General features: G+C 49.9%; 19 protein-coding genes. 7 read left to right on the forward strand and 12 right to left on the reverse strand.

Features of this window, described 5'->3' with window-relative positions:
- Position 1: 1 nt before the first annotated feature.
- The 12 genes from fabZ to rpsB all read right to left on the reverse strand — a co-directional run bounded on the left by fabZ (position 2) and on the right by rpsB (position 11,957).
- Entirely contained in the window at positions 2-445 is a 444-nt protein-coding gene (gene fabZ / locus BV405_RS10990) for a 3-hydroxyacyl-ACP dehydratase FabZ (protein ID WP_086480887.1), read from the reverse strand.
- Between the two features lie 67 nt (positions 446-512).
- Positions 513-1,583, reverse strand: coding sequence for a UDP-3-O-(3-hydroxymyristoyl)glucosamine N-acyltransferase (lpxD, locus tag BV405_RS10995; protein ID WP_086480888.1), 1,071 nt, complete (start codon positions 1,581-1,583; stop codon positions 513-515).
- Between the two features lie 52 nt (positions 1,584-1,635).
- On the reverse strand, positions 1,636-2,181 hold the full coding sequence (locus BV405_RS11000; protein WP_086480889.1) for an OmpH/Skp family outer membrane protein: 546 nt from the start codon (positions 2,179-2,181) through the stop codon (positions 1,636-1,638).
- A gap of 29 nt (positions 2,182-2,210) precedes the next feature.
- Positions 2,211-4,580, reverse strand: a complete 2,370-nt coding sequence (gene bamA / locus BV405_RS11005) for an outer membrane protein assembly factor BamA (protein ID WP_217895629.1) — start codon at positions 4,578-4,580, stop codon at positions 2,211-2,213.
- A 38-nt stretch (positions 4,581-4,618) separates the two neighbouring features.
- A complete protein-coding gene (gene rseP / locus BV405_RS11010; RefSeq protein ID WP_086480890.1) occupies positions 4,619-5,974 on the reverse strand; it encodes an RIP metalloprotease RseP in 1,356 nt (451 codons plus the stop codon).
- 19 nt (positions 5,975-5,993) lie between these two features.
- Positions 5,994-7,208 (reverse strand): 1-deoxy-D-xylulose-5-phosphate reductoisomerase, encoded by a 1,215-nt coding sequence (ispC, locus tag BV405_RS11015; RefSeq protein WP_086480891.1) that lies wholly within the window; start codon positions 7,206-7,208, stop codon positions 5,994-5,996.
- The gene (locus BV405_RS11020) at positions 7,205-8,020 is read right to left on the reverse strand and encodes a phosphatidate cytidylyltransferase (RefSeq protein ID WP_086480892.1); all 816 of its coding nucleotides are present in this window, start codon (positions 8,018-8,020) and stop codon (positions 7,205-7,207) included. The genes ispC and BV405_RS11020 overlap by 4 nt, the downstream gene beginning before the upstream one ends.
- A complete protein-coding gene (locus BV405_RS11025) occupies positions 8,013-8,759 on the reverse strand; it encodes an undecaprenyl pyrophosphate synthase (RefSeq protein ID WP_086480893.1) in 747 nt (248 codons plus the stop codon). The genes BV405_RS11020 and BV405_RS11025 overlap by 8 nt, the downstream gene beginning before the upstream one ends.
- A 49-nt stretch (positions 8,760-8,808) precedes the next feature.
- On the reverse strand, positions 8,809-9,366 hold the full coding sequence (gene frr, locus BV405_RS11030; RefSeq protein ID WP_086481170.1) for a ribosome recycling factor: 558 nt from the start codon (positions 9,364-9,366) through the stop codon (positions 8,809-8,811).
- Between the two features lie 10 nt (positions 9,367-9,376).
- Positions 9,377-10,102, reverse strand: coding sequence for a UMP kinase (gene pyrH / locus BV405_RS11035; RefSeq protein WP_086481171.1), 726 nt, complete (start codon positions 10,100-10,102; stop codon positions 9,377-9,379).
- 121 nt (positions 10,103-10,223) lie between these two features.
- Positions 10,224-11,087, reverse strand: a complete 864-nt coding sequence (gene tsf, locus BV405_RS11040) for a translation elongation factor Ts (protein ID WP_086480894.1) — start codon at positions 11,085-11,087, stop codon at positions 10,224-10,226.
- A 138-nt stretch (positions 11,088-11,225) separates the two neighbouring features.
- Positions 11,226-11,957, reverse strand: a complete 732-nt coding sequence (gene rpsB, locus BV405_RS11045; protein WP_086480895.1) for a 30S ribosomal protein S2 — start codon at positions 11,955-11,957, stop codon at positions 11,226-11,228.
- A 410-nt stretch (positions 11,958-12,367) separates the two neighbouring features.
- Here rpsB and map point away from each other — a divergent pair, with 410 nt between their 5' ends.
- The 7 genes from map to dapE all read left to right on the forward strand — a co-directional run bounded on the left by map (position 12,368) and on the right by dapE (position 22,627).
- Positions 12,368-13,141, forward strand: coding sequence for a type I methionyl aminopeptidase (gene map / locus BV405_RS11050; protein WP_086480896.1), 774 nt, complete (start codon positions 12,368-12,370; stop codon positions 13,139-13,141).
- A gap of 15 nt (positions 13,142-13,156) precedes the next feature.
- On the forward strand, positions 13,157-15,850 hold the full coding sequence (locus tag BV405_RS11055) for a [protein-PII] uridylyltransferase (RefSeq protein ID WP_086480897.1): 2,694 nt from the start codon (positions 13,157-13,159) through the stop codon (positions 15,848-15,850).
- A gap of 219 nt (positions 15,851-16,069) precedes the next feature.
- Positions 16,070-17,266: a succinyldiaminopimelate transaminase gene (gene dapC / locus BV405_RS11060; RefSeq protein WP_086481172.1), complete on the forward strand. Its 1,197-nt coding sequence runs from the start codon at positions 16,070-16,072 to the stop codon at positions 17,264-17,266.
- A gap of 107 nt (positions 17,267-17,373) precedes the next feature.
- The gene (locus BV405_RS11065) at positions 17,374-17,724 is read left to right on the forward strand and encodes an ArsC family reductase (RefSeq protein ID WP_086480898.1); all 351 of its coding nucleotides are present in this window, start codon (positions 17,374-17,376) and stop codon (positions 17,722-17,724) included.
- A gap of 107 nt (positions 17,725-17,831) precedes the next feature.
- Positions 17,832-18,872 (forward strand): 2,3,4,5-tetrahydropyridine-2,6-dicarboxylate N-succinyltransferase, encoded by a 1,041-nt coding sequence (gene dapD, locus BV405_RS11070; protein ID WP_086480899.1) that lies wholly within the window; start codon positions 17,832-17,834, stop codon positions 18,870-18,872.
- 204 nt (positions 18,873-19,076) lie between these two features.
- The gene (locus BV405_RS11075; RefSeq protein ID WP_086480900.1) at positions 19,077-21,050 is read left to right on the forward strand and encodes an adenylate/guanylate cyclase domain-containing protein; all 1,974 of its coding nucleotides are present in this window, start codon (positions 19,077-19,079) and stop codon (positions 21,048-21,050) included.
- Positions 21,051-21,478: 428 nt separating this feature from the next.
- Positions 21,479-22,627: a succinyl-diaminopimelate desuccinylase gene (gene dapE, locus BV405_RS11085; RefSeq protein WP_086480902.1), complete on the forward strand. Its 1,149-nt coding sequence runs from the start codon at positions 21,479-21,481 to the stop codon at positions 22,625-22,627.
- The last annotated feature ends 29 nt before the right edge of the window (positions 22,628-22,656 follow it).

The following is a 22,656-nucleotide window of genomic DNA, read 5'->3' on the forward strand; positions in this document are numbered from 1 at the left end:
CTCACAGTTCTCTCTCTGCGCACAAAATTGAACCCTGACAAGCGAGTTCACCATCAACTGTAGCTTTACAGTCGAAACGCCAGATACCACGGCGAGGAGTACCTACAACTGTAGCCTCAAGCTTCAGTTGGTCTCCCGGAACAACAGGACGCTTAAAACGTACCTTGTCACTGCCAACGAAGTAGTAGATATGACCATCAGCCGGTTTCTTTTCCATGGTTTTGAAACCAAGAATACCTGCAGCCTGAGCCATAGCCTCAATAATCAGCACACCAGGCATAACCGGGTGATGAGGAAAGTGTCCATTAAAGAATGGCTCGTTCACCGTTACATTTTTGTAGGCAACGATCGACTCACCCAGCTCCATCTCTACAACACGGTCAACCAGCAGAAAAGGATAACGGTGGGGTAAGTATTCTTTAATTTCGTTAATGTCCATGACCATTCATTCAACCTCAAAAAAACCTGACTGCCACGTAGCAGCAGGTGCGCATAATGCGCTTCTGTCTGTTTTAAGTTTTTTGCTTAACTGCGGGTAATGACAAGCTTTTTTCAATCTTGCTCATTCGTTTCGCCAGACTATCCAGCTGGTTAAAACGTACCGCATTTTTGCGCCATGAGCGCATATCTGACATACCCGTACCTGAAGAGTAATGCCCAGGTTCACGAATATCACCGGTAACATTGGTGGTCATATTCAGTGTGACACCGTCACATATCGTTAAGTGACCGGCAATGTTACTGGCGCCGCCGATAAGACAATACCGACCAATAGAGCTACTGCCTGCAATGCCAACACAACCAGCAATGGCAGTGCCATCACCAATTTTTACATTATGGGCAATCTGAACCTGACTATCGATAATCACATCTGAGCCAATCACAGTGTCATCGAGAGCCCCACGATCAATATTGGTATTGGCACCTATTTCAGAACGGTCGCCTATGATAACACCACCCAGCTGAGCAATCTTTACCCAGCGACCATTTTCAGGCGCAAATCCAAAGCCATCACCACCAATAACGCAGCTGCTATGCAAGGTTACATCGCGACCCAGAACAACTCCGTGATATAGCGTGACATTGGGATACAAACGGCAATCTTTTCCGATAATCGTGTTTCTGCCAATAAAACAGTGGCTGCCAATTATCGCGCCATCTTCAACAACTGCATCCGCTTCAATGACGGCAAAGGCATCAATTTGAGCCAAAGAGGATACGGAAGCATCAGGGTGAATAACAGCCTGAGGATGAATACCGGGAGAGCAAGGCTTAACCGGATCAAATAGCTGGGTTAAGCGTGCATAACCTGCGTAGGGGTTATCTAGGACTATACAGTTAACGGGACATAGCTCGGACTGAGCGGATTTGAGCAAAACAACACCAGCCTGACAATCCGCCAAATGTTTCTGATAAGCCGGGTTTGCCAGAAAGCTGGCCTGTGAGGATGTCGCTTTTTGCAGTGTTGCCAAGCCATCAATACGAACTGAAGCGTCGCCATGCAGCTCACCACCTACTATCCCTGCTAACTCTCCCAGAGTGTATTCAAGGCTAACCGCATGAGCTTTTGGACGATCGGACATTCACAATTCCTTACTGGGAAGGCTTCAATATTTCGGCTGTGGTCTTAGGAGCTTATTGCACGGCTGACTGCATTTTGTTCAGTTGAATTATTACATCCTGAGTAATATCCAGCCTTTTATGCACAAAGGTAACTGCCTGGCGATCCAGAAGAAGATCAATTTTCTTAGCCTCGATCACCTGACGCACCGCATCATCCAGCTGAGGTCTCACACCGCGTATATAAGCCTCCTGACGCTGACGCTGCTCTTTCTGCAGACGCTGCCCAAGAAACTGGTACTCCTCAGCTTTTTCCTGAATATCCTTGCTTAACTGGCGCTTCTCGTCAGCACTTAGGGTTTCAGATTGAGCTTTAAGCCTTTCCTGAAGCTGTTTTGCCTCTTCGGCAAGACTGCGGATTTCCTGTTCATCCTGACTCAGGGCTTCACGGATACTTTTAAACTCTTCTCGCGCCTGATCTGTCCCAAGAAGAGCAGCCCTCCAGTCAAGTACCGCAATTTTCGTAGGTACAAAATCAGAGGTTTGCTCTGCTCTGGCAACACCTGAACTTATGACCAACAGCATAAGCAAGTTTGCACAAACAACCAGAAGACGCGTCATAAATCTTGTCCTTTTATACTCTTCTAAACTCAGAATGTCTGACCAATAGAGAACTGGAAGAACTCTGTATCATCATCGCTCTTAGCATTAAGCGCCTTAGAAACACTGAAATCCAGCGGTCCAATTGGTGACAACCAGGTTAAACCTAAACCTGTTGACCAACGTAACTCTGACAGATCAACACCTTCGGTACAGTTTGTTGATACCCGACTGCATTCCGTCATAAAGACATTACCGCCATCGAGGAAGACAACAGTCTGCAGACTACTTCGGTCTTCTACAAACCAAAGTGGATAAATCAACTCGACACCTGTCTCAACAAGGACGTTGCCGCCAAATGCTGAGGGATCATCACCGTCGGTAGGGGTACTCTTCGGCCCCAATGAGTTACCACGATAGCCGCGAACAGAGCCTAAACCACCAGAGAAATAATGTTCATAAAAGGGTAGCAAGCTATCACTGCCGTAACCATCGGCATAGCCCAGATCTGTTCGGAATTTCACAGAATAATCATCATCCAACGGGATGAAATAGCGGTTTTTATATTCCAGAGTAAAGAAGGTCATATCACTACCTGGCACTGCTATTTCAGCCGATAGCTTGTTGTAGCTACCGTCAGTAGCCATAACGCCCCGATTTAGCTGATTGTCAGTAATATAGCCACCAAGCTTAAACGCAGAGTGGTTATCCCCTTCATCTTCAATAAAGGTTAGCACTTCCTGAACCGGATCATCTCCTGTGTAAATACGAGTGTTATCCGCACCAATCGTTAGACCTACACGAGCTGTTTCAGAAATGGGATAGCCAAAGTTGACCTTGGCACCATAGGAGTCGGTTGCAAAACCGCTGATATCGGAATCTTCCAGATTACTTTCCTGATAAAAGACATTGATACCGCGACTCACACCATCAAGGGTGTAGTAAGGATCAAAGATAGAAAAGTCGAGTTTCTGCACAGTGTCACTTCGGCTCACATTGAAGCCGACATTTGTCCCACTTCCCAGAAAGTTTGACTGTTTAACACCGGCTCCAAAAATCACACCGCTGTTTTGTGAATAACCAATGGAAGCACTCAAACTCCCGGAAGGTTGCTCTTCAACAGTGTAATTAACATCAATCTGGTCATCCACACCAATAACACGAGGTGTATCTACCTGCACAAACTTGAAGTAACCCAGACGCTCTAATCGGGTTTTTGAGTTTTTAATCTCATCGGTTGACGCTGAAGCTGCCTCCATTTGAGTAATTTCCCGGCGTAACACCTCATCTTTAGTCGTCACATTACCGGTAAAGCTCACACGGCGAACGTAAGTCCGCTTTCCAGGCGCAACCATGATATTAAGCGTTACAGTCTGATCATCATGAAGATCGGGCACTGCGTTAATATTGGCAAAGGTAAAACCTTCTTTACCCAAGCGTTTTCGGATTGCTTCGGTGGTATTAACCATCTTAGTTCGGGAGAAGGTATCCCCCGGATTAAGCTCAATAAGCTCAAGAATTTCATCCGGCTCAACGACCAGATCACCGCTAAGCTTAATCTCTTTAACCTTGTAGGATTCGCCTTCAGTCACATTCACCGTTATATAAACATCTAATCGATCAGGGCTCACAGAAACCTGTGTCGAATCCACATTAAATTTCAGGTAACCGCGGTCAAGATACCAGTTACGAAGGCGTTCAAGATCCCCCTGAAGCTTAGGTCTTGAATATTGACTGGCCGATGTGAAAAGCGACCAATGCGACTTTGCCTCCAGCTCAAACCGCTTGGCAAGAGTCTCATTATCAAAGCGATCATTACCGGTGAAGTTGATATGTCGAATGGTCGCGACATCACCTTCACGAATTTTCACGTTCAGATTGACCTGGTTGTTACCAGCTGGCTCAATTTCTGTATCGATACTGGCACTGTAACGACCCAAACCGTGATACATACGCTCGAGTTCAAGTTCAACCTGCTCAAGTGTTACACGCTGCAGAATCTGGCCAGCCTTGAGACCAGATTGAGCAAGCCCCTCTTCAAGCTGTTCCGTTTTGATCTTATCGTTGCCTGTGATCACAATCTGATCGATTGCAGGACGCTCTTTCACCACGACGATCAACAGAGACCCATCACGCTCCAGGCGCACATCATCAAATAAGCCTGTTTCAAAAAGCGCCTTACTCGCTTCAACCAGATCCTGACTATTAACCTGCTGACGAAGCTCAATAGGGAAGGCACTGAAAACACGGGATGCCGAAACCCTCTGCAAACCTTCAACCCGAAGATCATCAAAAACAAACTGAGCCGCAGAAACCGGAGAAATGATGCTAAGCCCTGAAATAAGAAGAGTAGCGGCAAGTACTTGCTGGACTTTCAAAAGCCGCTTGATAGGGCTGAACTGTTGTATACGGGTGATCATAAAGGTCCAATATCCGTAAGAGACGAATTAACCAAAAATTAAAGACGCATCAGGTCGTTATAGAAAGCGATCATCATAAGACCAGCGAGCAACATCATACCAATTCGCAAACCAAACTGCTGAGCCTTTTCGGGCACCGGCCGGCCTGTAACTGCTTCTATCAGATAAAACAGAAGATGGCCGCCATCCAGTACAGGAATAGGCAGCAAGTTCAGCACACCAAGGCTGATACTGATGTAGGCCAGGAAAGTCAGGAAACTCTCTAACCCACCTTTCGCAGAATCACTGGCAACCTGCGCAATGGTGATAGGCCCACTCAGATTATCGACAGAAATAAGACCTACAATCATCTTCCGGATGGAATCCAGCGTCAGCACAATCATATCTGCCGTTTTAACAACGGCATGAGTCGCTGACGCAATAAAGCCATATTGAACTTCTCGCACCATGCCTTCAGGCCACTCTGCAGGCTTGGGAGCGGCACCGATATAGCCAATTTCGCGACCGTCATCCAGTCGCTTTAAACGAGGGGTAATCGAGAGACTCTCAATTCTCCCGCCACGATTTACCTCAAGAGCCAGTTTCTGATCAGGAGCCGTCTGAACCAGCTGCACCCAATGCATCCAGTCTTTAACAGGACTACCATTAACCGTCAGCAATTGATCTCCAGCCAGAAGACCTGACTGAGATGCCGCGCCATCCGGTAAAACCTGACCGATGACAGCTTCAAGATGTGGAGAGAAAGGGGTAATACCAATAGCTGTCAGCGGATTAGGTTCTTTTTCACCCGCCAACCAGCGTTCAACCGATAGCGTATGCTCGCTTTGGCGATAACCTTGCCATTCCTGAGTCACAATACGGATCTGACCGGTGTCACCAACTCTGCTTAAAAGCTGAATGCCAGCATCCTGCCAATTATAAACCGGCTCACCATCAATACTAATCAACTCAGATTGAGGCTCAATACCGGCTTCAAAAGCCAATGAATCAGACTGTACTGCACCAACAACAGGAGCCAGGGCACTGGTACCGGAAACAAACAGGACCCAGTACGTCAGGATAGCCAGCAGGAAGTTTGCAACAGGGCCTGCCGCAACAATAGCGATACGCTTCCAGACAGATTGCTGATTAAAAGCAAAGGGGCGTTCGTCTTCCGAAACCAGCCCTTCACGTTCATCCAACATGCTGACGTATCCGCCCAGTGGAATCCAGGCGATAGCATATTCAGTACCGGTTTTATCAAACCACCGGTACAGCGGCTTACCGAAGCCCACTGAAAACTTCAGTACTTTGACACCGCAGCGTCGTGCAACCCAGAAGTGACCGTACTCGTGTACCGTCACCAGAATACCGAGAGTTACAATTAACGCTAAAACCGTATGCACAACACCCATTTACGCTCTCCGAAAATCTTTACTGCGCTTTGACGCGATGCACGGCTAAATGTTCAAGATAAGGTTCACAGACCTCTCGGGCTTTGCGGTCACTGGCCAGAATCACATCCAGTGTATCTGCAGGTTCTACAGCAATAGCATCCAGCGCATATCGACACAGAACAGGAATTTGCTCGAAGCCAATCTTGCGATCAAGAAATGCCTGTACTGCAATCTCATTAGCTGCATTCAAAATAGCCGGAGCCGTACCGCCCAGAGTGAATGCCTGACGGGCAAGCGCCAGACAAGGAAATGCCACTTCATCCGCAGGCTCGAAGTTGAGCTGAGCTACTTCAAAAAGATTCAGAGTCTTCACTCCGGAATCAATACGTTCCGGCCAGGCAAGACCATAAGCGATTGGCGTACGCATATCAGGATTACCCATTTGAGCAATCACAGAACCATCGTTATACGCCACCATGGAATGAATAATACTTTGCGGATGAACGACAACCTGAATCGCCTCAGGCTGAACAGAAAACAGCCAGCAAGCCTCAATCAATTCCAAGCCTTTATTCATCAGACTTGCAGAGTCGACTGAGATTTTCTGCCCCATGGACCAATTAGGGTGTGCAACCGCCTGCTCAGGCGTCACCTCACTCAACTGCTCAGAGGTAAAACCACGAAACGGGCCGCCGGATGCGGTCAATAAAATCTGACTGACACCCGACTTTGACAGACTCGCATCATCAAAGTGAGTCCCCAGGTCAGGCAAGCATTGAAAGATCGCATTGTGTTCGCTATCGATCGGCAGAAGTTCAGCACCGGAGCGTTTTACCTCATCCATAAAGAGCTGACCGGACATCACCAGAGCCTCTTTATTTGCCAGCAAAATACGTTTACCGGCTTTTACCGCTGCAAGTGCCGGTAACAATCCCGCTGCACCAACAATAGCGGCAACAACGATATCGACCGTTTCATCTGAAGCAATTTGCTCTAAAGCTTCAGCACCAGTCAGAACCTGAGTCGACAGATGGGAGATTTTTTCAGTCAGAAGAGCTGCCGCTTTTTCATCAGGCACAACCGCGAATGCAGGCTCAAACTGCTGACAGATATCTGCCAGCTCCTGAACTCTCTGATAACCGGAAACAGCATAAAGCGAAAAACGGTCAGGATGACGGGCAATAATATCCAGCGTACTACCGCCAATGGAGCCTGTACCACCCAGCAGCGTGATCTTCTGAGGCTGACTCATAAACTTAGCCCGGTCAGCTTAAGGCTCAGAACAAAAAGAGGCACTGCAGCAGTCAGACTATCGATACGGTCCATAACCCCGCCATGACCCGGCAACAAATTACTGCTGTCTTTCATACCCCGATGGCGCTTAACCATGCTTTCAAACAGATCACCCAGCACAGATACAGCGGTCACCAGCAGTGTGATCACCAGCAAGGTCAACATCTGTTGCTGTGAAAGCGACCAGTACTGAGCACATACCAAAGCAAGCACCGCAGTGGCTGCCAGACCGCCATAGACACCCGCCCAGGATTTACCAGGACTCACTTTAGGCGCAAGCTTAGCTTTGCCGAATCGACGACCGGCAAAGTAAGCACCAATATCAGCACACCAGACGAGAAGGAGAATATAGAGCAACTCTTCCTTGCCTAACCAGAGACTGGTGCGCAGCTCGACAAAACCAACCCAACAAGGAACTAATACTGCGAAACCGATCAATAAACGTGCAGGCGTGGATTTCCAGAGGGCATTCTTCGGATACTTAACCACAAACCATAATGCTGCCAACCAACCACCGGCAGCAGCATAAAGAATCGCCAGATCCAGCTCAGCGGAACGAACATCGTTTAAGCCCAATAGCGCAATAGCCATCGCCAGGGGATAGATCAGGCGACCAGAGCCGGTCACACCGGAAAGGTTTGCCCATTCCCAGCTGCCCACTAAAACAATCGCAGAAACAAACAATATATAATAATCAACGGGCAGGCCAAAAAGCCCCCATAGCGCAAGCGGCGCCATAATCAAAGCGGTTAACACACGCTGTTTAAGCATCGGCTTTTCCTTCTACTTGTTCACTGGTTTTACCAAAGCGTCGCTGACGCCCGGCAAAATCTTCAATGGCTTCAGCCAATGCCTGTTCTTTAAAATCTGGCCACAGAAGTGGACTGTAATAAAACTCACTGTATGCAAACTGCCACAACAGATAGTTACTGATGCGCTGCTCACCGGCAGTACGAATACAAAGGTCTGGCGGAGGGAGATCACCCAAAGAGATATTCTGATTAAACAGTGTCTCTGTAATCTCTTCCGGTTTTAATACGCCATCAGCAACCTGCTGAGCCAACAGCTGAGCAGTATGCACAATATCCCAGCGCCCACCGTAGTTAGCAGCAACATTCAGCTGCAACCCACTGTTACCTTGGGTCAGGGCTTCCGCATCGGCTATTGCCTGCTGAATTTCAGGGGAGAAACCTGCCTTATCGCCAATAATGCGTAAACGGATATTGTACTTGTGCAACTTTTTCACTTCCCGACGCAGGGAGATCAGAAAAAGCTCCATCAGAGCATTAACTTCTTTCTGTGGTCGCTGCCAGTTCTCACTACTGAAGGCAAACAGAGTCAGAACGTCTACACCCTGGTCAACACAGCCTCGGATAACCGCGCGCACTGCATCCGCACCAGCTTTATGACCCGCTATACCCGGAAGAAAACGCTTTTTAGCCCAACGGTTATTACCATCCATGATGATGGCGATATGACGGGGAATATTATTTTGCTTCTTAGAATCCATGAATCGGCAACACTGTGGCACCCGCCTGAACGGCGGGTGCGGAGGAAGATCAGACCTGCATCAGATCTTTTTCTTTTGCAGCCAGCAGAACATCTGCCTCGGCAACGTATTTATCAGTCAGCTTCTGAATCTCGTCTTCTGCACGACGCTCTTCATCCTCTGTGATCTCCTTCTCTTTCAGCAGATCTTTAACAGAGCCGTTAGCATCACGACGGATATTACGGATCGCAATTTTGCCGTTTTCAGCTTCCTGACGCGCCTGACGAATGAAGTTCTTACGGGTTTCTTCGGTCAGAGCAGGCATAGGCACACGAATCACAGTACCGGCAGTACTTGGGTTCAGGCCCAGATCAGACGTCATAATCGCCTTCTCAATCGCCTGAATCATAGTACGTTCCCAAGGCTGAATGCTCAGGGTACGTGCATCTTCCACGTTGATGTTTGCAACCTGACTCAGAGGCGTCGGATTGCCATAGTAATCAACCGATACGCTATCCAGAATGCTTGGGTGCGCACGGCCAGTACGGATTTTAGCGAAAGCCGTGGTCAGAGACTCCAGGCTCTTTTTCATCCGCTGTTCTGCATCAGTCTTAATTTCGTTGATCACGGAAGTTTCCTCAGTCAATTAGTGTGCCTTCATCACCGCCGACAACCAGATTCAGCAGTGCGCCCGGCTTATTCATATCAAATACACGAACCGGTTTATTGTGGTCCCGAACCAAACAAATCGCGGTCAGATCCATCACTTCCAGTTTCTGTTCCAGAACACTGTCATAACTTAAGTGATCATATTTCACCGCGTCGGAGAATTTCACCGGATCTTTATCATAAACCCCGTCCACCTTAGTGGCTTTAATCACAACATCAGCGTCGACTTCGATACCGCGCAAACAGGCGGCAGAATCAGTGGTAAAGAACGGGTTTCCGGTTCCGGCGCTAAAGATTACCACATCTCCGGTATTCAGATAACGGATTGCGGAGCGACGATCGTAGTGCTCAACCACACCGCTCATTGGAATCGCAGACATCACACGGGTACGGATGTTGGCACGCTCCAGCGCATCACGCATCGCCAGACCGTTCATGACGGTTGCCAGCATTCCCATATGGTCACCGGTTACGCGATCCAGACCGGCCTGACTTAAAGCGGCCCCACGGAACAGGTTACCACCACCGATAACCAGACCAACCTGAACACCAATACCTACCAGCTGACCGATCTCCAGCGCCATGCGGTTCAGAACCGCAGGATCGATACCGAAGTTCTGCTCACCCATCAGGGCCTCGCCGCTTAGCTTTAAAAGAATTCGTTTGTACTGTGATGGTTTTTCATTCGCTGGCATCTGGGCAGCCTCCGGCAAGCAAGGGTCTATATAAACAGAGCGTAAAAACAGGGTGTCATATCGCACAATGGCGCGTGCAGCTTTCGCTGCACACGCCATTGAATTACATCAGAAATGCGAATTAAGCCAGTTGCTTACGCACTTCCTCTGCAAAGTCTTCTTCAACTTTCTCGATACCTTCACCCACTTCAAAACGGATGAAAGACTGTACTTCGCCGCCGTTAGCTTTAACGAAAGCAGCAACAGTCTGAGATGGATCTTTAACGAAAGCTTGTTCTACCAGGCTGTTCTCAGCCAGGAACTTCTTAACGCGACCAACAGCCATCTTCTCTTTGATCTCTTCAGGCTTACCTTCCATATCAGGTTGAGCCATGATGATCTCTTTCTCTTTCTGCAGCTCTTCAGCTGGCATGTCTTCCGGACGAGCAACGCGAGGGTTAACTGCTGCAGCGTGCATAGCAACGTCTTTAGCAACTTCAGCGTTTGCACCAGTCAGTACAGACAGAACGCCAATACGGCCACCGTGTACGTACTCGCCAACGATACCGCCAGCTGGAGCTTCTACGATCGCTGCACGGCGTACAGAGATGTTCTCACCGATTTTCTGAACCAGAGCTTCACGCGCTGCTTCCAGATCGCCAGCCATAACAGCAGCGATATCAGTTTCTTTAGCTTCGAATACTTTATCAGCAACAGCCTGAACGAAACCTTTGAAGTTCTCGTCACGAGCAACGAAGTCAGTCTCAGAGTTAACTTCCAGAACAACACCGTAGCTGCCGTCAGCCGCTACTTTAGTTGCTACTGCACCGTCAGCTGCAACACGGCTAGCTTTTTTAGCTGCCTTCATGCCGCTTGACTTACGCAGGTTTTCGATTGCCAGTTCGATGTTGCCATCAGTTTCTTTCAGTGCAGTTTTGCACTCCAGCATGCCTAAGCCAGTACGCTCACGCAGCTCTTTAACCATAGATGCGCTGATTGCAGCCATGATGAATAACCTCTTGATCTGATATGAAAAACCGGATTTGCAAAAGGGGGCTTACGCCCCCTTCGCAGAGTTAACTGTCGTCGCTGATCAAAATATCAGCGACGTATGACGGCTCTGTAACAGAGCCGGCACAATCAATTACTCTGCAGACTCTTCGCTAACTTCTACGAATTCGTCTTCAGAAGCGCTGCCTTCTTTGCCTTTCAGGCAAGCGTTAGCAACACCCTGTGCATAGATCTGAATCGCACGGATCGCGTCGTCGTTACCAGGAACAACGAAGTCAACGCCGTCTGGGTTGCTGTTAGTATCAACGATACCGATAACAGGGATACCCAGTTTGTTCGCTTCATTGATCGCGATACGCTCGTGGTCAACGTCGATTACGAACAGAGCGTCCGGCAGACCACCCATATCTTTGATACCACCGATAGAGCGTTCCAGCTTAGCCATTTCACGAGTGTTCATCAGAACCTCTTTCTTGGTCAGCTTGTCGAACGTACCATCGTTCTGCATCGCTTCCAGATCACGAAGACGACGGATAGACTGGCGGATAGTCTTGTAGTTAGTCAGCATACCACCCAACCAGCGGTGGTTTACGTATGGCATGCCAGCGCGAGCTGCTTCTTCTTTAACCACTTTGCTTGCTGCACGCTTAGTACCAACAAACAGAACTTTGTTTTTGCCGGAAGACAGCTTCTCAACAAAAGACAGAGCATCATTCAGCGCAGGAACAGTGTGCTCCAGGTTGATGATATGGATCTTGTTACGAGCGCCGAAAATGAACTTAGACATTTTCGGGTTCCAGTAACGGGTCTGGTGACCGAAGTGAGCACCTGCTTTCAGCAGATCACGCATAGAAACTTGAGACATTTTGACTCCTAGAAATTTAGGGTTAAACCTCCACACACCCCATAATCCAACCCTTTGAAAGCCAAAACTTTCGCCGGGCACCCAGAACTACGTGCCGGTGTGTGTGTGTCGTTTAGGTAATTTAGGTGCGCTACAGACAAATGCATCAACCACACAGCCGAAGTTATTCAGCTATACGGGACACAGTTTGCATATAGGCGCGCGGCTTTATACCACAGAACAAGTTTAATATAAAGAAAGCAGCAGGAATCGGCGGATTTTTACTGTTGAAAAAGCAAGCTATGAATTTATTTCCGACAGAAAGAGTCAATTTTTTAATTTTATCCCGTTCAGCCACTCCCACCCTTTCCCAATAAGGGTTACCATTTCAGCACATTATTTATCTGAACTGATGGCAAAATAGATCTGATATGACTGCAATTATCAAAACACCCGAAGAAATTGAAAAAATGCGCGTGGCTGGCCGTATGGCTGCTGAGGTTCTGGAAATGATTGAGCCTCACGTAAAAGCGGGTGTCAGCACTGAAGAGCTGAACCGTATCTGCCACGACTATATCGTAAATGAGCTGGATGCCATCCCCGCCCCCCTGAACTACCACGGCTTCCCTAAGTCGATCTGCACCTCTGTTAACCAGGTGATCTGTCACGGCATTCCAAGCGAAAGCAAGGTGCTGAAAAACGGCGATATCATCAACATCGACATCACCGTAATCAAAGATGGTTACCACGGCGACACCAGTAAGATGTTTATTATTGGTGAAGCCAAAATTCAGGCACGACGCCTGTGCCAGGTGACTCAGGAATGTCTGTATAAAGCTTTGCGCATCGTAAAACCAGGCACCACCCTTGGCGACATCGGCGAAGTGATTCAGAAGCACGCGGAAGCCAGTGGCTTCTCCATTGTGCGCGAATACTGTGGTCACGGTATCGGTAAAGGCTTCCACGAAGAGCCACAAGTTGTGCACTACGGTAAAGCCGGCACCGGTATGAAGCTGGTAGAAGGTATGACGTTCACCATCGAACCTATGGTGAATGCAGGAAAACGTCACTGCAAAGTATTAAAAGACGAATGGACTGTAGTGACAAAAGATCGTAGTTTATCTGCTCAGTATGAACACACCATTCTTGTGACCAAAGATGGCTGTGAAATCCTGACCCTGAGAAAAGAAGAAACTGATCTGTAACATACGGACGCTCCCATGCCACTGACACCCTATGAGTTTGAACCAGATCCATCACTGTTTAACAAACACACCTTTAAACAGCAGCTGGCTGAGGCTAAATCCACCATTAGCCTCTTTAAACAAACCATCCAGAGTGTTCAGGAAAAATTAGACCAACGCTTCTTAGACGGTGCCGATATCCGGGATCTGGTTCATGGCCGGGCCTGGTTTATCGACCAGCTATTAAGCGTGGTCTGGGAGCAGTTTGACTGGCCGGACAACAATATCAGCCTGCTGGCAGTAGGTGGATATGGCCGCGGTGAACTGCACCCTCATTCCGATATCGACCTGTTGATTCTCCTCCGTGATGACGACGACACCCCCTACCGGGATAGTCTTGAGCGTCTGATTACCTTTATGTGGGATATCAGTCTGGATATCGGTCACAGCGTCCGCTCCCTGTCCGATTGCGAGCGGGAAGCCAAAGCCGATATCACCGTTGCCACCAACCTGCTGGAAAACCGCACTATTGTCGGCCCAGACAGCCTGCGCGAAGAGATGATCAAGCGCCTCGGCACAGAGCACATGTGGAGCAGCAGTGAATTCTTCGAAGCCAAGTGGCAGGAACAGATCAAGCGTCACTACAAGTACAACAACAACGAATACAACCTTGAGCCCAATATCAAATCATCACCCGGCGGCTTAAGAGATATTCAGATGATCGGCTGGGTGGCCAAACGTCACTTCGGCACTCATACCCTTGAAGGCCTGATGCGGGAAGGCTTCCTGACCGAATCCGAAGTCCGCATTATGGAACAGGGACAGGCATTTCTCTGGCAGGTGCGCTACGCCCTGCACATGACCGCTAAACGCGCCGAAGATCGTCTGCTGTTTGATCATCAGCGAACTCTGGCGGAGCTGTTTGGCTACGCTGATAACGATGAACGTCTGGCTGTTGAGCAGTTTATGCGCCGTTATTACCGCGTGGTAATGTCGCTGACCGAACTGAACGATGTACTAATGCAGCACTTTGATGATGCCATCCTGCAATCCCAGCATGAAGCTCAGGTCGAGATCCTGAACAAACGCTTCCAGATCGTAAACGGCAAGATCGAAGCCACCCATAACCGTGTCTTCGAGAACAACCCTTTTGCCCTGCTGGAAATTTTCCTGCTGATGGCGCAAAACCCGCAGATCGAAAGTGTTCGCGCGTCGACCATCCGACTGCTGCGGGATAACCGCCACCTGATCGACGAAAGCTTCCGTCAGGATATTCGTCACTCCTCCCTGTTTATGGAGCTGCTGCGCAGTCCGGGCAATGTTGCCCGTCAGCTACGCCGCATGAGCCGTTACGGTATTCTGGGTAAGTATCTGCCGGAGTTTGGCTATGCCATCGGCCTGATGCAGCACGATCTTTTCCATATCTACACCGTGGATGCCCACACCCTGCTGCTGCTGAAATTTATGCACCGCTTCCAGAAGGAGGAAGCACGCAAAGAATTCCCCTATGCCGCACAGATTTTCCATCGCCTGCCAAAGCGTGAACTGGCCTATATCGCCGGTCTCTACCACGATATCGGCAAGGGCCGGGGTGGTGATCACTCGGAGCTGGGCGCGAAGGATGTGCTGCAGTTCTGCGAGCGCCATCATCTGAGTAAGCATGATGCCCGCCTGGTCAGCTGGCTGGTAGAGCATCACCTGCTGATGTCCATGACAGCCCAGAAGAAAGATATTTCCGATCCGGAAGTGATTCAGGAATTTGTCATGACTGTGCGGGATGAAACCCGACTGGATTATCTCTACATACTGACTGTAGCCGATATTAACGCGACGAATCCAAACCTCTGGAACAGTTGGCGTGCCACCCTATTGCAGCAGCTTTATGTTGAAAGCAAACGCGCTCTGCGTCGTGGCCTTGAGAACCCGATTGACCGCCATGAATGGGTTGCTGAAACCCAACAGGATGCACTGGTATTCCTGAAAAAATGGGGCGTGGAAGAAACCCGTATCTGGCCGCTGTGGAACCTGCTGGGTGAAGAATACTTCCTGCAGGACAGCGCCCGTGAGATCGCCTTCCAGACCGAACAGATTCTGGAACACAAAGAGCCGGACATGCCGCTGGTTCTGGTGACCAATCCGAAGAAAGTGGAACAGGTCGGCGGCACCAAGATCTTTATCTACACCAAAGAGCAGGACCACCTGTTTGCGGCCACCGTTGCCGCCATGGAACAACTGGGTCTGAACATTCACGACTCCCGCATCAGCACCTCCAGCAACGGCTACACGCTGGATACCTATATTGTGCTGGAGAGCAACGATGAGCCGATTCGGGACGAAGCCCGCATCGAAGAGATCAAACAGGTTCTGATCGAAGAACTGGATGATCCGGCTGACTACAGCGAAATTGTCCAGCGCCGCACACCGCGCCAGCTGAAACACTTCACCATGCCGACACAGGTGATTATCAGCAACGACCCGGTAACCCAGCGCACCACACTTGAGGTGATCACACCGGATCGCCCGGGACTGCTGGCCCGTATCGGCCGTATCTTTGTTGAGATGGATATCAACATCCTCTCCGCGAAGATCATCACCCTGGGTGAGCGGGTAGAGGATATCTTCGTGATCACCGATCGCCATCTGGGGCCGATCAGTGATCCTGAGTTGTGCGAAAACCTGCGCGCCCGTATCTGTCGTGATCTTGATGAGCAGGTATCAAACGGACATTAAAACCGTTGATGAGCAAAGCTGTCAGAACAAAATGCGAAGGCGATCTCAGGATCGCCTTCTTTATATCTCTGCAATTCAATAAACCTGTACCCCAAAACCGCCCCCATCAAACCAAAGATAGGCTTCTTTCAACCTGTAAAAAGCCCAGCGGGTTTGTCGGTCTCTACCGCCTTGATTATAATGGTCGGCCAAATAAATACCCTGATGATGGAAGCCGGTATGAATCCAGATCTGAACCGATTACAGCCTTACCCTTTTGAGAAGCTGACCACCCTGAAAAATCAGGTGACACCACCTTCAGATCTGGAACACATTGCGCTTTCCATTGGCGAGCCCCGTCATCCGGCTCCGGAATTTGTACTGAACAGCCTGCGTCATAACCTGAACCGCATCAGCAACTACCCGACTACCAAGGGACTGCCTGAACTGCGTGAAGCGATTGCACACTGGTGTCAGCGTCGTTTTATTCTGAAACCAGATACCCTGACCGCTGAAGACCATGTCCTGCCCGTTAACGGTACCCGTGAAGCGATCTTTGCCTTCACTCAGGCGCTGATCGAGCGAAAGCCGGGGGCTTTGGTTGCCTCTCCGAATCCGTTTTATCAGATCTATGAAGGTGCCGCTTATCTGGCTGGTGCCGAGCCTTACTTTATGCCGTGCCTGGCTGAGAACGGCTTTATCCCGGATTTTGATGCTGTGCCTGCGGAAATTTGGCAGAACACCCAACTGCTTTTCCTGTGCAGCCCGGGTAACCCAACGGGCGCCGTTGCCAGCCTTGATGTGCTGAAAAAGCTGATTGCGCTATCTGACCAGTACGACTTTGTAATCGCCTCTGACGAGTGCTACTCCGAAATCTATTTCGATGAGCAGACACCACCACCGGGGCTGCTACAGGCATGTGCTGAACTGGGTCGTGACGACTATAAAAACTGCGTGGTTTTCCACAGTCTGTCGAAGCGCTCTAACCTGCCGGGTCTGCGTTCCGGCTTTATCGCCGGTGAAGCTGAGCTGATGCAGAAGTTCCTGCTCTACCGCACCTACCACGGCTGCTCCATGCCAGTTCAGCATCAGCTGGCCAGCATCGAAGCCTGGAACGATGAAGATCACACCATCGCCAACCGTGCGGTATATACCGAGAAGTTCGAGCGTGTAGGCGAGATCCTGAAACCGGTACTCAACTTCGACCTGCCGGAAGCCAGCTTCTATCTGTGGCCTGAAACGCCGATCAATGAAGAAGCTTTCGCCCAGAAATTGTTCGAACAGCAGAACGTAACCGTACTGCCAGGCAGCTACCTGTCCCGCACGATTGATGGCCAGAACCCGGGCAGTAACCGTGTTCGTATGGCGCTGGTTGCAACGATGGACGAGTGTGTCGAAGCCGCTCAGCGTATCCGCCGTTTTGTAGAATCGCTTTAACCATCTCTCAGCCCCTGATGCTCACCATCATAAAGGCGGAACATCAGGGGCGGATCATCGATGTTTAACATCGTATTTGACAGACAAACTATCTAACGAGGCCGCTAATGCCCCTGACGCTGTACGGTATCCCCAACTGCGATACGGTCAAAAAAGCCCGCACCTGGCTGGAGAATAACCAGCTGGACTATCAGTTTCATGATTTCCGCAAAGACGGACTGACAGAAGCCGACCTGACTCTGTGGTGCAATGCACTGGGTTGGGAGCAGGTACTGAACAAGCGCAGCACCAGCTGGCGTGCACTGGACGCCGCAGATAAAGAAAATCTGGATCAGGCAAAGGCAATCGCTCTGATGCTGGCCAGCCCGACGCTGGTTAAGCGGCCTGTTCTGGCTAAAGACGACCAGTTTAAAACCGGCTTTAAAGATACGGACTATCAGGCGTTCTTTGCTCTGTAACCGATCGGCGAATGCCCTTTGATTTTCTGAATCAACAATTTAAGACCCTATACTTTTAACCGTAATTTTTAGGCAGCCCTGCTGTCTCGACCTCTTCGGGAGTTAACATGACTGCATCACCTTTTTTCAGCTTTGGCTTTGGCGTTGGTACTCAGAACAGCAAAGGCGAGTGGCTGGAAGTTTTCTACGCACAACCTCTGCTGAACCCTGCAGTAAGCCTGATCGAAGCGATCACTGACACTCTGGGTTACCAGGGCGGCAATCAGGCGATCGAATTCGCTGGCGACAAAGCAACCGCTCTGGCTGCAGCTCTGCAGGCGGCTGGTGAAGCAGAACAGGCCGCTCTGGTAGCTTCTCTGGCTGACAGCAAGCGCCCTCTGATCGCAACCTTCATTGAAGAAGATACCGATCCTAAGTCTGTTGCTGAGGTTTACCTGAAGCTGCACCTGCTGTCTCACCGTCTGGTTAAGCCTCATGGCACTAACCTGAACGGCATGTTCGGCCTGCTGCCAAACGTTGCCTGGACCAGCGAAGGCGCTATCGACCTGAGCGAACTGCCACAGCGCCAGCTGCAGTCCCGCCTGAACGGTAAGACCATCTCTGTGGATTGCGTAGACAAGTTCCCGAAAATGACCGACTACGTTGTACCAGCTGGTACCCGTATCGCAGATACAGCTCGTGTACGTCTCGGTGCATACCTGGGTGAAGGCACCACCATCATGCACGAAGGTTTCGTGAACTTTAACGCAGGCACTGAAGGCCCGGGTATGATCGAAGGCCGTATCTCTGCTGGCGTTATGGTTGGTAAAGGTTCCGATCTGGGCGGTGGCTGCTCCACTATGGGCACTCTGTCTGGTGGCGGCAACATCATCATCTCTGTGGGCGAAGGCTGTCTGCTGGGCGCAAATGCTGGTATCGGTATTCCTCTGGGAGATCGCTGCACCGTTGAAGCGGGTCTGTACATCACTGCCGGTTCTAAAGTGAACGTACTGGACGGCAGCGGTGAACTGGTTGAAGTCGCACGTGCCCGTGAACTGGCTAACAAAGATGACCTGCTGTTCCGTCGTAACTCTCAGAACGGTGCTGTTGAGTGTCTGACCAACAAAACCGCGATCGAGCTGAACGAAGCACTGCACGCGAATAACTAAGCCAAACTTAGCTGTTTCAGTGCATCAGAAAAGCGGCCAACTGGCCGCTTTTTCTTTGTCTGCTATTCCTGATAAAAGCTTACGCATCGATTAAACACTCAAAGTTAATAATCTCTTTCTCTCAATCCACTTCCGTACGGATGACAAGATGATAGCCAGCCCCTAAACTGGAAAACTCATTTCAGGATTAGCAAGTCATCATCTATGTCTGCCTCACCCTCCTCTTCCAAAGCGACGCGTATCCTTTCTTCAGGGAACAAGTTTGACGCCGGATTTCAGCTCAGCTTTAAAAATGAAATCTCCCTTGCCCTTGATCCTGAGGAGACCTTGCTGTGTCAGGCACTTAAAGCCGGAATCCCCCATGTGCACGAATGCGGCGGACAGGGTCGCTGTTCCACCTGCAGAGTTGTCATTGAATCCGGACAGGAAAACCTGAGCCCTGAGACAGACAAAGAGAAACGCCTGAAGGCCCGAAAGCAGCTACCCCATGAAGTGCGTCTGGCCTGTCAGTGCAAGGCCAAAGGTTCCGTAAGCCTGCGCCGTGTTATCCGGGATGAGTTCGATATCCGCAACGTGCTGGAAAATGGCATTGTCCCCAGCGCCCGCAGCCACAGTGTGGCCATTCTTTTCTGTGATATCCGCAACTTTACTGAATTCAGTCAGCAGCACCTGCCCTACGATATTACCCATATGCTTAACCGCTACTTTCAGGCCATGGAGCAGGTGGTGATTCAGCATCAGGGTTATCTGGATAAATATCTCGGGGACGGCTTTATGGCCATTTTCGGGCTTGAAAGCCCGTCATCAGTAGCCTGTTCTCAGGCGGTTAACGCTGCACTGGAGATGCTAAGCACCCTGAAAAAGCTGAATGACTATTTCGAAGAAGCTTTCGCCTACCGCTTTCAAATCGGCATCGGGATCGACTTCGGCCCCGCCCTTCTGGGTGAGTTCGGCGGACCACAAAAACGAAGCTTTACCGCCTTGGGTCCAGCGGTCAATCGTGCCTCCCGTATTGAAGCGCTGACCAAAACACTGGGTAAAAACCTGCTGATTTCTGATGCCTTGTATCAGAAGCTTGCCTCGTCCGATAACCGTCTGAACGAACAGATTCTGAACCGATATTTCCTAAACTCGGATCTGGTTTCCCTGAAAGGGATCAGAGAAGCCGTTCGCGTTTGGTGTTTTTCGGACGACAACTCAGCAGACCGTTCCGAAGGTCACTCAGATGACAGCCAAACAGCAAACAATAAGATATCCTCAATAGAAAGCCTGTCTCAGACAAATGCTGACATTCCGTCTCATCAGACAACCGACGATTTTTCCGACCCGGAGCATCTCAGTATGGATTTTGCAGTAGATAACCTGGCCGAAGTGATCGGCAGCCCCGCCATTGCTGTTGTTGCAGCCTACGATCCAACCGGACAAAGCGATACCATCGATATGGCTATCGCGAAAGTCAGCTTCCACGATGATAACCATCTGACGGTAAACCTGCCTCTTGGGCATAAATTCAGCAAAGGGGATCTGCTGACCATCCATCTGGATAACCGTACCGGGGTTGATGAATATGATGCGGAGCTAAGGGTGTTTCGTAGCTCTTATAAAGCACGGGTCAGGGCCGTGGCGGGTAATCAGCTCACGGTAGATTATCGCGAGTTCAGCCTGGTTCATGGTATGTCTGAGGCCCTTGCTCTTAGAGAACCGGGTTATCAATATCCAAGTGATGAGCGGAAAATGCGGGAACTGCCCATTACTCCTCTGGTAGAAGTCCCGGAATTTAACACCGACGAGTACACAAACAAGATAGGTGTTCTTGTCACTCGCACCCCGGAACAGCCTCACACCACAGTGATGGCATTCTTATCCACAACGGAAGATGACATTTTTATTATCTCCTTCCCCTCCACCTTCAAAGTTCAGCAACTACAGAGGGACATACGCTGCTGTTTTGCCATTGACCAACGCGCCAGTTTCACCTTTGAGAATGCCATCGAGTGGAACTATGTGCTGATCGACGCCATCGCTTATGAGGTTCCGGAAAAACATCCGCTTTATCAGCCGGTTAAAGCCGCCTTTATCGATAAGAACCCGTGGGAAGTTGCCTTCTTCTCGGATCCGAATGTGCGTCTGTATCATCTGAAATGTCAGTCTACTTTCTGCCCTGCCAGAGGTGCATAGGCATCACACAGTTTATGTCCACAGCGGGACTGAACCCGCCTGTGGATAAACTGGAGATAACCCTGCTAACTGTAGTCTTTATGCCATCTGGCGACGACTGATTATTTTTTGACCACTCTTTTCGGAAATCTCAAACCGATTTTCCAACTTGCCGGTTTTGGCAAAACGATCCGTTATTTCCACAGCCAAACTGAGTCAGACTGTGGATAAGCTGGCGATAACTACAGCAAGCACAGAACTGACGTTAGCTGCAGAAAAGTGTCTATTTTTTAACCAGATCATCAGCATTCACCCTCATTACAAGGCCGCCGCTTTCCGGTATCATGGCGGGCTGATTAAAAGTGCTCAAACAGCCCGTTTACTGCCGTTCAGCCAAAGCTGAAATGACCCTATTTTTTGATACACCAAAACACAGGAACTCTTGTCCCATGTCCCAGACCGAAGCTTTGTCGCCGACGCTACAGCTTGCCTTTGATCTTATCAGCCGCCACTCCGTAACTCCGGAAGATGCCGGATGTCAGGAATTGATGATTGAGCGTCTGGAAGCGATCGGTTTCAAAATCGAGCGCTTGCGATTTGGCAATGTGGACAATTTCTGGGCACGTCGCGGCACCGAGGCACCTGTACTGGCGTTTGCCGGTCACACCGATGTTGTACCAACCGGCCCTGAAGCCAACTGGAAACATGCCCCTTTCGAGCCGATGATCGACGAGAAAGGCATGCTGTACGGTCGCGGTGCGGCGGATATGAAAGGCAGTCTGGCGTCTATGGTTGTCGCCTGTGAAGAGTTTGTTGCTGCTAATCCGAATCACAAAGGCTCTATCGCATTCCTGATCACCTCAGATGAAGAAGGCCCAGCGGTTAACGGCACGGTCAAAGTGGTTGAGCACTTAGAGGCCCGTGGCGAGAAGATGACCTGGTGTATCGTGGGCGAGCCATCCAGTACTCACCACACCGGCGATATCATCAAGAACGGTCGTCGTGGTTCTCTAGGCGCTAAGCTGCTGGTAAAAGGCATCCAGGGCCACGTGGCTTATCCACATCTGGCACGTAACCCGATTCATCAGGTTGCTCCGGCACTGGCAGAACTCTCCACCGAGCACTGGGATGAAGGCAACGAATACTTCCCGGCGACCAGTTTCCAGATCTCCAATATCAATGGCGGTACAGGTGCTACCAATGTGATCCCGGGTGATGTGGAAGTGGTGTTCAACTTCCGTTTCTCTACCGAGCTGACTGCCGATCAGATTAAGCAACGGGTGCACACGATTCTGGACAAACATGAGCTGGAATATGACCTGCAATGGACTCTGAATGGCCTGCCCTTCCTGACCCCTGAAGGCGATCTAGTCGATGCCTGCCGTGGTGCGATTCTGGAAGCCACCAATATCACCACAGAACTATCCACCTCCGGTGGTACCTCCGATGGCCGCTTTATCGCACCAACCGGTACTCAGGTGGTTGAGCTAGGCCCTTGTAACGCTACCATCCACAAGGTGAACGAGCATATTCTGGCGGATGACCTGAACAAGCTGACCGGCATCTATCAGGGCATCATGACGCGTCTGCTGACCTGATAGCACGCTAAGTCTGATGACTCAAAACA

It is taken from the genome of Oceanospirillum sanctuarii (genome assembly GCF_002150805.1).
Lineage (GTDB): Bacteria > Pseudomonadota > Gammaproteobacteria > Pseudomonadales > Halomonadaceae > Oceanospirillum > Oceanospirillum sanctuarii.